Source organism: Winogradskyella psychrotolerans RS-3 (assembly GCF_000427335.1).
Taxonomy (GTDB): domain Bacteria; phylum Bacteroidota; class Bacteroidia; order Flavobacteriales; family Flavobacteriaceae; genus Winogradskyella; species Winogradskyella psychrotolerans.
The window spans coordinates 18954-32504 of record NZ_ATMR01000081.1 but is presented as its reverse complement, the minus strand read 5'-3'; the positions used below and the strand labels follow the sequence as shown (position 1 = coordinate 32504).

8 protein-coding genes and 1 pseudogene are annotated in these 13551 nt (G+C 32.6%); 7 read left to right on the top strand and 2 right to left on the bottom strand.

Annotation, left to right across the window (positions count from 1 at the left end; all coding sequences use genetic code 11):
• The first annotated feature begins 6 nt into the window (after positions 1 to 6).
• Positions 7 to 2889: an alpha-amylase family glycosyl hydrolase gene (locus ADIWIN_RS05560; RefSeq protein WP_040756635.1), complete on the top strand. Its 2883-nt coding sequence runs from the start codon at positions 7 to 9 to the stop codon at positions 2887 to 2889.
• 91 nt (positions 2890 to 2980) lie between these two features.
• Here ADIWIN_RS05560 and ADIWIN_RS05555 read toward each other — a convergent pair whose 3' ends face one another.
• A complete protein-coding gene (locus tag ADIWIN_RS05555; RefSeq protein WP_020895903.1) occupies positions 2981 to 3160 on the bottom strand; it encodes a hypothetical protein in 180 nt (59 codons plus the stop codon).
• Positions 3161 to 3702: 542 nt separating this feature from the next.
• Positions 3703 to 4823 (bottom strand): annotated as a pseudogene (locus ADIWIN_RS05550) (MFS transporter).
• A 661-nt stretch (positions 4824 to 5484) separates the two neighbouring features.
• Here ADIWIN_RS05550 and ADIWIN_RS05545 point away from each other — a divergent pair.
• The 6 genes from ADIWIN_RS05545 to ADIWIN_RS21210 all read left to right on the top strand — a co-directional run bounded on the left by ADIWIN_RS05545 (position 5485) and on the right by ADIWIN_RS21210 (position 13345).
• Positions 5485 to 6876 carry a M20/M25/M40 family metallo-hydrolase gene (locus ADIWIN_RS05545; protein WP_051155419.1) on the top strand — a complete coding sequence of 464 codons (1392 nt, stop codon included), beginning with the start codon at positions 5485 to 5487 and terminating at the stop codon, positions 6874 to 6876.
• Between the two features lie 287 nt (positions 6877 to 7163).
• On the top strand, positions 7164 to 7802 hold the full coding sequence (locus tag ADIWIN_RS21225) for an HD domain-containing protein (protein WP_020895899.1): 639 nt from the start codon (positions 7164 to 7166) through the stop codon (positions 7800 to 7802).
• 13 nt (positions 7803 to 7815) lie between these two features.
• Positions 7816 to 8331 carry a Pycsar system effector family protein gene (locus ADIWIN_RS21220; RefSeq protein WP_020895898.1) on the top strand — a complete coding sequence of 172 codons (516 nt, stop codon included), beginning with the start codon at positions 7816 to 7818 and terminating at the stop codon, positions 8329 to 8331.
• Between the two features lie 16 nt (positions 8332 to 8347).
• Entirely contained in the window at positions 8348 to 10663 is a 2316-nt protein-coding gene (locus tag ADIWIN_RS05535) for a hypothetical protein (protein ID WP_020895897.1), read from the top strand.
• 34 nt (positions 10664 to 10697) lie between these two features.
• Positions 10698 to 11528, top strand: a complete 831-nt coding sequence (locus tag ADIWIN_RS21215) for a metallophosphoesterase family protein (protein WP_020895896.1) — start codon at positions 10698 to 10700, stop codon at positions 11526 to 11528.
• A 65-nt stretch (positions 11529 to 11593) separates the two neighbouring features.
• Positions 11594 to 13345 (top strand): hypothetical protein, encoded by a 1752-nt coding sequence (locus tag ADIWIN_RS21210; RefSeq protein ID WP_020895895.1) that lies wholly within the window; start codon positions 11594 to 11596, stop codon positions 13343 to 13345.
• Positions 13346 to 13551 lie beyond the last annotated feature (206 nt).

Here is a 13551-nt window from a genome sequence, read left to right as displayed (position 1 = left end):
CTTAATATGAAAAAAATCTTACTTAACTTGTTGTTATTACTTCCTTTAATAGCAATCGCTCAAGTTACAACTAGTACTAGTCCTATTTTAGTAAACGAAACGGTTACGATAACAATTGATGCCAATAGTACTGAGACAGACTGTAATAGTTTTAATAACCCATCAAAAGTTTATGCACATTTAGGTGTGGGAAATGAAAGTGATGAATACGGAATTGCCGTTATAGGAAATTGGGGATTTGACGATGGTGTTGGTGAAATGACAAATAATAATGATGGCACTTGGAGTATTACCATTACTCCAAACACTTATTTTGGTCTAAGTACGGCTGAAGAAAATAGTGTAACCAAAATGGGAATGGTTTTTAGAAATGAAGATGGATCTCAACAATTTAAAGCTTCCGGATGTGCTAACTTTATTTTCAATGTTGGTGCTTTTCAAGTTACAATGATCAACCCTTCAGCAAGTGCAAATGGAATTGTTGTTGTTAATAATGGTTCTAACACTCAAATTTTAGCTCAAAATACTGGAGGACCTGCTAATTATGAACTTTTCGCAAATGGAACTAGTATTCATACACAAAACAATACAACATTTTACAATGGATATTTGTTTTCTAATTTGACTCAAAACCAAAATTGCGAATTAATTATCACACAAGGATCTTCAACGATCTCTAAACAATTTTCAATAATTGTTAATAGTACAGTTATTGAAACATTGCCTGCAAATATGATTGATGGAATTAATTATAATTCTTCTGACCCAACAAAAGCCACTTTAGTTGTGGATGCTCCTAATAAAGATTTTATATATGTCGCTGGAAGTTTTAACGATTGGAATCCTACAAGTACATATGCCATGAAAAAGGATAACTCATCAACTAAATTTTGGATTGAGTTAACCGGTTTAACAGCTGGTAAAATTGAAACTTACCAATATTGGGTTGGTGATGCAAGTCCAATATCTGGATCGCCTTCATTGGTTAAAGTAGCAGACCCATACTCGCCTTTGGTTTTATCTCCTTTTGATGATCCCTATATTTCGGCTTCAACATATCCAAATATGCCAGCTTACCCTGCAGGCCAAGAACGTGAAGTAACCGTTTTACAAACCGGACAAACACCTTATAATTGGGAAGTCGCTAATTTCACGAAGCCTGCTAAAGAAGATTTAATTATTTATGAGGTTTTAATTAGAGATTTTGATGCTGATCGTAATTTTCAAGATATTATTGATAGAATTGATTATTTCAAAAATCTAAATGTCAATGCTATTGAATTATTACCGATAATGGAATATGAGGGTAACGAAAGTTGGGGTTACAACACGTCTTTTCATATGGCTATTGATAAGTTTTATGGAACACAAGAAAAATTTAAAGAACTCGTTGATATTTGCCACCAAAACGGTATTGCCGTTATTTTAGATATCGCTTTTAATCATGCTTACGGAAGAAATCCAATGGTCAGAATGTGGATGGATGATCCAGATGGTGATGGTTGGGGAGGTCCTTCAACCGAAAACCCTTATTTTAATGTCTTACCTACACATTCATATAGTGTTGGTAATGATTTTAATCACAGTTCAGATTATACTAGAGACTATGTAAAACAAGTTGTAGAATATTGGATTGAAGAATATAAAATTGATGGTTTCCGTTGGGATTTAACAAAAGGATTTACACAAAATTGTGGAAATGGTTCTGATGGCGGAGATGAAGGCTGTACCGGAAACTACCAACAAGACCGTGTCGATGTTTTAAAAGAATATGCCGATCATTCATGGTCATTAGACCCTGATCATTATGTGATTTTTGAGCATTTAGGATCTGACAATGAAGAAAAAGAATGGGCCAATTACAGACTTAGTGAAGGGAAAGGTGTGATGATGTGGGGAAATATGAATAACCAATACGGAGAAATCACAATGGCTGAAAGTGGTAACAAAAACATCAACAGAATGGGGCATAAAGCACATTCTGGTTTCAACGGACCAAGATTGGTTGGTTATACTGAAAGTCATGATGAAGAACGTCTAATGTACAAAAATGTAGCCTTTGGTAACACTAGCAATAGCAGTCATAATGTACGCGATTTAAATACGGCATTGTCTAGAATGTCTGCATTAGGTGCTGTTTCTGTAATGGTACCTGGTCCAAAAATGATATGGCATTTTGGAGAACTAGGAATGGATACTTCTATTTTTACTTGTAACGATGGGAGCTATAATAACGACGGTTGTAAATTAGATACAAAACCGCAACCACAATGGACAAATAATTGGTTAACCGATGCGCTTAGAAGTCAGATTTATGAAGATTGGTCTAAACTGCACAAACTTAAAATTGAAGAACCCGTTTTTGAAGGTGATTACGAAATTACTTCAGGAGATTTAACTCCAAGAATTGATATTTTTGATAATTCAATTCCAACTTCAGAATTAAAGAATGTAATTATTTATGCAAATTTTGATGTTGTTACACGAAGTATTGATACCAATTTCCCTGGAGGTGTAACCACTACATGGTATGATCTTATGGACGCTACAGGAAATACAACCGTTAGCAATTCTACCTCAGCAATTACAATACCTGCTGGTCAGTTTAGAATATTAGGAAACAAAGCTTCAGATGTGTTAAATGTTGATGATCAGAAATTATTAGGATTCAGCATATATCCTAATCCTTCACAAACAACGTTTAGTATTAACGTTAATGTTTCAAATGTTGAAGTTTACGACTTAACAGGAAAATTAGTGAAGTCATTTAAAGGCAATTTTACTAGAGTTGATACTATTGATGTATCTTCACTGAACTCTGGAATGTATATGGTTAAAGCTCAAAACACTAATAACCAAATACTCACAACTAAACTAATAAAACTTTAATTAGTGAAATCTCTATATTATTTAAAAACAAAAAGGTGCTCAATTGAGCACCTTTTTTTAATATCATTTTAACTTTAATTCAATTTCTAAATTACACGTTAAATGTATTTGTAAAATCTGTTGATTCACTATAAAAATCTTTGAATGGTTTATAATTACGTAGGGAATTAAATAATGAAGTCTGTCTTTTTTTACGATTAGATTTTTCTGCTCTATAAGCTGAATAAGAAATAGGCTGCCAAATTGTTGGATTTATTGCTGTATTTTTCATAGTGTTTCGTTTTAAATTATTCAAAGAGACTTGTTAATTATCTCTGGTACAAAATTCGGAAGAAAAACGTTATGCAAACATTACCCCTTTATCATATATATATGCTATTTTAACAGTATCACAAAATATAAATACGTACACAGGTCAATATAACACACTTTTATGGTAATTATGTAAAAGTAAATTGATTTGAGATTCAGAATTCTTTCATTTAGCAACATATAACACCTTATAAAAAGTAGAGGTTGCTAGTCGCCATGTGTTACATCCCGCTTTAACTTAGATGTTATTGCTCAGATTCAATCTATTTTTCTAGATACAAAAGTTAACTTCTCACATTTAGAAGACACGTAAGACTTAAATACTATTAGTTTGGAAACCATGCAAAAACCAAATGAATTAGAACATTTGAGTGCGTTCTTGTTGAACCTTTAAAAACCTCGGATATTGAGTAATCTTTATTTAATGGAACTCATGGAGCTTTCAATTTGACGATTTTCTAGACATAACTAACTTTCGTTTTACATCAAATAGTGTAAAAACTATTTTTCAGTACAAACTGACGGTTCACCAATTTTCTTTAGTTTTTGCTTTCTATAGACCAATATTGATATGGCAATTAGAGATCCTGAAAAAGCAAGCGATGCACCCACCAATGAAGAAGAGGTTACGCTATAACCGTATGCAATTGGCAATCCTGCCAAGTAAGCACCCATAGCATTTCCCATGTTAAAAGCACTCTGATTCATGGAAGACCCAAGCATTTCAGAGCCTTTAGCCGTATTAATTATAGCCATTTGTATTGGAGTTGAAATACTAAAAGCAATTAACCCTATTGTAAAAGTTAATACCAAAGCCAATAGTCCGTTAGAAGCAAGAAATGAGTTCACTACTAAAACAATTGCCATAGCTACAAGACTAATCATAACAGAACGCAAAGGCGTAAAAATATTGGCCATTTTTGCTCCTAAAAAATTCCCTACAAACATACCTAACCCTGCAACAATCATAGCATAACTTACGACGTTATCAGAAAAATGTGCCACCTCGGTTAATAATGGAGCAATGTAACTGTACCAAGCAAAAAAACCACCCGTTCCTATAGTTGTAAGTGCAATTAACCCCCAAAGTTCAGGATTTTTAAGCCCCTTGTTTTCATCACTTAATGGCTGTTTCTCTTCTTTTTTAAATTGTGGCATCCAGTAAAAAATACTAGCTAGAGTTAATAGACCGACAACACCAACCATTAAAAAAGAAGCACTCCAATGGTATTGATTTCCCAAATAAGTTCCTATGGGAACACCTATAACATTAGCGACTGTAAGTCCTGAAAACATTACCGCAATAGCTTGGCCCGACTTTCCTTTTTTGCCAATTTTCCTGCTATCACTGCCCCTACTCCAAAAAATGCACCATGTGGTAGTCCAGATAAAAAACGCACAACTAATAACATATTATAGTCTGTTGCAAAAGCGGAAAGCGTATTAAAAACAGTAAACCATACCATCAGCAATAACAGCATACGGTTAGGAGATAACTTATGACTAAAACTCGTTAATAAAGGAGCGCCGACCACCACACCCAAGGCATAAGCTGAAATAAAATGACCAGCTTGTGGGATAGTAATCCCTAAAGAATTGGCAACATTTGGTAAAATACCCATTATTACAAACTCGGTAAGCCCTATCCCAAAACCACCAATTGCTAATGACAATAAGGCTTTTTATTTGAAAATTCAACTTTCATATATTGCTTTTTACTCCCTAAATTTTAGAGTGCAAATTTCCAAACAAAACCTTGATCTCATCACAAGTTGCTTATCTTATATATATGCTATTTTAACCTTGCTAATGTTATATTAAAACTCAGTAGTTAATTTAGCATAGAAGACCTGATTATTACAAAACATGAAGCTAACTTTGACACGTCCAATTTCTTAGCCTAAGTAAGTCAAAGGACTACAAACACTTATAACATATTATCAATTGTAAGTCAACCTTCACCCGTTATAATTTTGGTGCTTTATACTTTAGGTTTTAGGCGTCATTCGTGATTTCTCATAACTTAGTTGGATTAGTACATTTTTACGATAGCGATAATCAAAGTAGCCTATTAGGCTTCGATTCGTAAAACATTAGGCATTACAAAAAACTACGCTTTATTTTATCTATTTCTTTTTAATTATTTTTTATATTTCAAATTCCTAACCTACTCTGCTTTACAACCAGATAAAAAATATTTAAAATGTGTTTTCGATCCCAATATCTTAGAATTTCTATCCGTAATTTATTGACCCGAAAAATTTTATTTATTTTTTATTTGTGATGACTGTTCCACATCACTCTTATGGATCAACAGACCCTGAAAAAGCCTCTGTGATATATTATGAAAAAAAGGCGTATGGAATAGAAGAGATCTTAAGCAAGTACTTGCAGATAAATTCACCAAGTGGTTCAGAGTTGGAAGCCGGTGAGTTTCTTAAACGTATATGCATTGAGAATGGCTTGCATATTAAACAGATGGGAGATGAAAATGGTAATTACAATTTTACGGCGTCCATTTTTCCTCTAGACCAAAAGAAACCCAATGTGATTTTTCTAAATCATTTAGATATTGTACCCGCTGGTAATTATGACCTTTGGGAACATCCTCCCTTTTCAGGAAAGATTACAGATACAGAGATTTGGGGTCGTGGTGCATTTGATAATAAAGGTGCTGCAGTAATGCAACTATTTAGTATTATTGAAATCGCTCAACGCTATAAAAATAAATCACTAAACTATAATTTCACATTTCTGTCTGTTTCTTGTGAAGAAACACAATGCGATGGAGGTATTAAATATGTTGTAGATAATTATCTCAACGATTTAAATGCAGCCGTAGTTTTAGGAGAAGGGCCTCCTGCAATAAAAGGTCTTATTGAGGCTAAACCAGATTTAGCATTATTTGGAATTTCTGTGGCTCAAAAAAGAGCATTATGGCTAGAGCTTAGTCTCGAAATTAAAACCAATGGACATAGTGCTGTAACTCCTTTTCAATATGCAAATAAGGAAATGGTGATTGCTCTCAATAAATTATTAAGTGATAAACCTGATGTCATTTTCAATAGTATAAATACGAACTTACTAAAACAGTTAGGAAAACTCAATGGTGGCGTTAAAGGATACGCACTAAAACACCCTAAATTGTTTAAAAAAGAAATTCTAAAAAAACTACAAGAAGACCCTCTGATGCTGTCTTTATTTTCTAACACCATAACATTGACAAGTATAAAAGACGAAAATGAAAAAGTTAATGCTATACCAACCAAAGTAATGGCGACATTAGATTGCAGATTGCTTCCAGACGAATCATCTCAAACGTTTATAAACAATCTAAAAGCTAAGTTAGATAATGAAGCTATAGAAATAAAGATTATAAGTGAAATGAAAGATGGAGGGATTTCTTCAACCAAAACCTCCTTTTTTAAACATTTAAATACCGCTATACTTAAAAGTTATCCTAAAAGTAAAACGGCATCTGTGCTATTACCAAACTCCAACGATATCAGTGTTTTTAGAGAACACAACATCCCTGCATATTCCTTAATCCCCATAAAACTAGAACGTAAATACCTAGAAACCATTCATAACTACAACGAACGGATTCCAAAAGGCATTATAGAAAAAGGAACACAAACTTATATCCATTTTATGGAACTATGCATCACAGATTGATGTAAATGTTTTAAATTGTCTACTAAATTTAGAAAAACGTTCTTGTTTATATATGTTAAGATATCAAATTATATCTTCTTTTGACTTTTTAAATACAAGTCGAAAATATCAGCAAGCACAAAATAATTATCACATTTAGACTCTAATTTTATTGATAATTCCGAGGTTAAAAATGTCTTGAATTAAATTTATAGTGAAGCATAAGACAAACCTCATTATCCTTCATTTATAAAAAATGATAGTAAATATCACTTTATTCGACTATTAAAACAATGTAAATTTGTAATATGAAAGAAAAGCTCTTACTCGATGTAGAAATATACGTTGCAGAACTGCTAAATAAGCAGCTAGCTTCAACAAACTATTATCACAATGCTATTCATACTAGAAACGTTATTGCTAGTATTACAGAATTAGCCAACAGAGAACAATGCACCGAACAGGAGACTTTGGCCTTGTTATTGGCTGGCTGGTTTCATGATACGGGTTTCATTTATACAGATATTGGTCATGAAGAAGAAAGCGTTAAGATTGCGCATTCTTTTCTAAAGGAGCAAAATGTACCCGAAGACACACAGAATTTAGTTGAGCAATTAATTCTAGCAACAAAAATTGATCTTAAACCTAATAATAAACTAGAATCTATAATTAGGGATGCCGATTGCGGCCATATTGCTTCTGATGATTATTTAGATATTTCAGAGAATTTATTTAAAGAAATGAATGCGAAAAATGGCAATCATCTTTCTGATATAGAATGGATGAAACAGAACCTCGACTTTCTTAAAACTCATTCGTTTTATTCCGATTCGGCTAAACAAATTTGGCAGCCTAAAAAGGAACTTAATCTATTAGAAGTTCAAAAAAAATATATAAAATATCTCATAAAAAAAAGAAGAAAAAAAGAAAAGCACAAGATTTGGTAGAGGTGTGGAAACTATGTATCGTGTACAATTAAAAAATCATATAGAATTAAGTGCCATTGCAGATACCAAAGCCAACATCTTGCTTTCTGTAAACGCTATTATTATTTCGGTTGCTTTATCTAATTTAATACCAAAACTAGATAATCCTTCTAATTTATTTTTAGTGTATCCCACTTTAATTTTAATGCTTTTTAGTGTTGCATCTGTTGTTTTATCCGTGTTGTCTACACGTCCTAAAATATCTAATGTAGCTATTACAAAAGAAATGATTAAGGAGAAAAAAACCAACATCCTCTTTTTTGGAAATTTTCATAAAATGAATTTGCAAGATTTTGAATGGGGAATCGACTACTTAATGGATAATGAAGAAACGTTATACAATTCACTTACAAAAGATTTGTATTTTTTAGGATTGGTGCTTAATAGAAAATATAAATTACTACGCATCACTTATACCGTTTTTATGTTCGGAATTATTATATCGGCATCAGCATTTATTTATAGTTATTATATAAACATGCCTTTATAGTATTAATTTAAAATGTATGAAAAATAAAACTACAGGACCCTTCAAGGTAAATATATCTTTACGTTTGTTAAAGGATAAGTTTATAGGTTTATTAGACTCCAATAATGCTTCGGTTCAAACACAAGCGAAGCAAGCTTTAGAATTATTTGAAAAGTATCCTGTTTTATCATCCGGATCAACTACAACGGAAGATTTCTTAAAGAATAAGCCCATCGTAGATCAGCTAATGTCTTATATATTCCCTTCAGCTTTATCTGAAAACGAAATTAAGGCTGCAGTGACTCCGTATACAAGTGAGGTTTTTTATTGCAGTTCTAGATTAGAGCATATTATTAGCAATGCAGAAGTAAGCGATACTATTTTTAATGAATTGTATAAGGATTATGAAGACTCTTTTGATCTGCTCACCTATGCTATTATATTAAATATTCATTACAAATTCAATGTCGATTTTGAAAGACCCAAAACCCTATCTATTATAGATAAAAACGGCAATAGAAAACGTTATCGCGTGGCTTTTAATGCCGATTTCTTAGATATATATCCCAACGAAAATGCAATTGAAATTACAGATGATATTTTAGATGAATTATTAAGTAACGCAAATAATATTGAAATCTGGGAAAAGTACTTTCCAAAAGATTCTTGGACCATTGAAGGCTTTGGAATAGTAAATCTTATAGACACCTCGTTAGACGAACGCATAGATGATTTTAAAACCCATTTAATAGAGCCTAATAATGAAAGTTTTCAATATTTAATTGAAGACATTAGACGCATTTTTAACAATCCCGATTTGCAACTTGGGAGCTATAGTGTTGAACATGATAAAATCATTTCTCCTTTTGATAGAAATTTTAATATGTTAACACTTGTAGCAGATGAAGATGTAAGCATTAATGAATACGCTTGCGAACACATTAATTGTCAGCTATTTAAAGATCGTAAACCTATTATTATTTCAAATGTAGAAACGTATCATAAAAGAAGCGGTGGTAACAGACTAAGTAATGCTTTATTAAAAAAAGGATTAAAAAGTGTTGCGCTTATTCCTGTTCCTGTCAATGGAGAATTAGGTTTTATTATAGAATTAGCAGCGTTTAAACCCAATCAGCTTAATGCCATTAATATGGTAAAGTTAGATACCATTTTGCCATTTATTATAAGCTATTCTAAACGTACATTTTCTGAACATCAAAATGAAATCAGTGCCATTATACAACAAGAATGTACAGCTATTCATCCTTCTGTTCAATGGCGTTTTGAAGAAGAAGCTAGCAAATACATACAAGAACGAAATTTTGGAGAGAATCCAGTATTTAAAGAGATTGTATTTAAAGATGTCGTTCCTCTTTTTGGACAGATCGATGTGGTTGGTTCATCAAATGCAAGAAACGAAGCCATTAGAATTGACCTCACAAGGCAATTAGAAAAAAGTAAAGACATCCTTAGAAATAGGATTAAAATAAGTCTGCCTTTTTACGAACAATTAATTTTTCAAATTGATAACTATTTAGTTGAATTAGAAGACAATTTTCACACCAATTCAGAACAAGAAATTAATATCTTTTTCGAAAAACAACTCTTTCCTTTATTCGAACATTTTCAGAATAATTCTAAAGGTGTTGAAGATGTCGAAGAATTTCTTAAAACGATTGATAAAGCAACAAGTAGTTTATATGATGCCCGAAAAGCTTATGATACTACTATTGAGAAAGGAAATAAGGCCTTGTCTTCATTTTTAGACCAACAACAACTTAGAGCTCAAGAAATATTTCCACATTATTTTGAAAAATTCAAAACAGATGGTATTGAACACAACTTATATATAGGACAATCTATTTCAAAGCATTTAAACTATCATCCAACTGTTTTGTACAACCTACGTTTGTGGCAGCTTCAAGTCACTTGCGAAATGGAAGCGATGTATTATGAAAAGCAAAAAGAATTCCCTTTGCAATTAGAAGTGGCATCCTTAATACTCGCTTATGATATTCCGATTACAATTCGCTATCGCATAGATGAAAAGCAATTTGATGTTGATGGCGCTTATAATGTACGTTACGAAATGATTAAAAAACGTATTGATAAAGCCCATATTAAAAATACAAACGAGCGTTTAACACAACCGCATAAACTTTCTGTAGTGTATTCTAGCAATGCCATAGAAAAAGAATACTTGGCTTATTTCGAGTTTTTACAAGCCAAAAATTATATTGAAAATGATTTCGAAATAGTAGAGTTAGAAGAACTTCAAGGTGCAAGTGGAATGAAAGCGCTTAGAGTAAGTATAAACAGAAAACTTAAAAAGTATCGGATATTTTTACAATAGAAGATTTACAAACCGCATAAGAAAAGATAACAAAATGAAAGCAAAACTACTATTTGGTTTAATTAGTATGGGATTAATTATTAGTAGTTGTGCTACTTATAATGCGCACAATGTTAATGCTAGCGACAAAGAAATTAAACATATCGATAAAAACACCACCAATGTTTTTTTAATTGGAGATGTAGGAAAGCCTGAAGACGATGGCTCAGCACCAAAAACATTATTAAAACTGCAAACTCAATTTGAAAAAGCAGACAAAGACGATTTCCTTTTATTTCTAGGAGATAACATCTATCCACGTGGTATCCCTTTAAAAAACGATAACGCCATTAAAGCGGCAGAACATGCTCTAAAGCTTCAATTAGACGTTGCCAAAACATTTCCTGGAAGTGTTTATTTTATCCCAGGAAACCATGATTGGTACAGCGGTTTAAAAGGCCTAAAGGAACAAGAAAAAATGGTTGAAGAAGCCTTAGGGAAAAACACATTTCAACCAGAAAACGGCTGTCCTATTGAAAAGATAGACATTAGCGATGATATTGTTATGCTGATTGTAGATTCACACTGGTACGTTACCAACTGGAATAATCACCCAACAATTAATGATGATTGCGAAATAAAAACTAGAGCTGATTTTTTAGACGAATTTAGAGGTGAAATAAAAAAAGCTAGAGGCAAGGTTACCTTAGTTGCCATACACCATCCTATGTATAGTAATGGACCACACAATGGACGTTATGGTGTAAAGGAAAACATGAAACCTATACCTGTTCTTGGAACTCTAAAAAATATTTTAAGAACATCTACTGGTATTGTAAATGCTGACTTTTCTAATCCTTTTTATAACGAATTAAGAAAAATTTAATTGCTACGGCGCAACAAAACGAAAATGTAATTTTCTTATCAGGACATGAGCATAATTTACAATATTTGGAGTCCGATAATGTATCTCAAATCGTTAGTGGTTCGGGTTCTAAAACAACACCTTTAAGAATCCGTAATTCTGATAATTATGGACATGCTATTCCTGGTTACGCGGTATTAAATATAGGAAATGATAAGGCTGTAGATGTTCAGTTTTTTAATTCAACTTCTGAAGAAGTCGAGTTTTTTAAACAAATAAAACAACCCGAACAGGTTTCTAAAACTGAATATGCCGAAATAACTTCAGATTCTGTAAGTGCTTCCATTTATTCAAAAGAAGACACCGATAAATCAGGTTTTTATAAATTCTTATGGGGAGATCGCTATAGAGATGAATACAGTACAAATGTTAAGGCAAAGGTCGCTAACTTAGATACCTTGATGGGGGGTTTAAAACCTTTTAGAAAAGGAGGCGGTACACAATCTAAAACCCTTCATTTAAAGGCTTCAAACGGTAAACGCTATGTAATGCGTGCTATGAAAAAGCAAGCAGACCAATTTATGCAATCTGCTATTTTTAAGGATCAGTATGTTGAAGGACAGTTTACAGAAACAGCATCCGAAGATTTATTAGAAGATATTTTTGCTGGTGCCTATCCATACGCCCCTTTTGCTGTAGGAGCACTATCTAACGCCATAAATCTAGCCCATTTAAATCCCCAATTATATTACATCCCAAAACAAAGTGCTTTAGGGGCTTATAACGACGGTTTCGGAAACGAACTTTACCTTTTTGAAGAACACCCTTCTGATGGTCATAACGAATTAGCAACAGGAAATTTCACAGGGGAGATTGTGAGCACAGTAGATATGCTGCAGGATGTATTAAGTGACGAATCTAAAATTATAGACGAAAAAGAATTTATTAAAGCGCGATTGTTTGATATGCTCATTGGAGATGCAGACAGACACCAAGACCAATGGCGTTGGTTGGTATTTGAAAACGACAGCAAAACAATTTACAAACCCTTACCAAGAGACAGAGATTTTGCGTTTTCTAAAATGTCTGATGGCTTTTTGTTTGCCTCTGGCGTAACGCTTATTCCGGCAGCAAGAAAATTTAGAAAATATGAAGACGATTTAAAAGATGTCAAAGGATTTAATGTATCAGGTTTTTCATTGGATGTAGCCTTTATTCCAGAATCTAGTAAGTTAGATTGGGATGAACAAGTGCAATTCATTCAATCTCAAATTACAGATGCTGTTATAGATGACGCTTTTAACAATATTCCTAAAGAAGTAGACCCGCAATCTATTATTGAAATTAAAAAGATTTTAAAAGAAAGACGGGCTAACCTTCAAAAGATTTCAGATCGATATGTAAAACTAATTAGTAGATATGCTATTGTAACAGGAACAAATAAAGATGACTATATCCATGTTAAAGCTTTAGAAAATGGAAAGGTCGAGGTCTCACTATATCGTAAAAAAGATGACACCATTAAAGATCGTTTTCATCATAAAATTTATGAACCAAAATCAACTAAAGAAATCTGGATATATGGTTTAGACGATGACGATAGCTTTGAAGTTGAGGGAAAAATCTCTAAAATTAAAGTGCGTTTTATTGGTGGACAAAATAATGATGATTACAAAGTTGAATCGGGTAAAAACATTGTGATATACGATTACAAATCGAAGAAAAATGATTTATCACAAGCTAAAAAGGCGCGAATTAAATTAACAGACGATTATAATACAAACGTGTATGATTATCGAAAAATAAAAATAATGTCAATCAAATCATTCCTACCTTAGGTGCGAACCCAGACGATGGATTAAAATTAGGTTTAACAAATACCTATACTGTTTATGGTTTTGAGCGCAATCCATTTACATCACAACACCAACTTAAAGCCGCCTATTATTTTGCAACCGATGGTTATGAATTAAACTATAAAGGTGAGTTTGCAAATGTTATTGGAAGCTTAAATTTTGGATTTCAAGCACATTTTCAAAGTCCG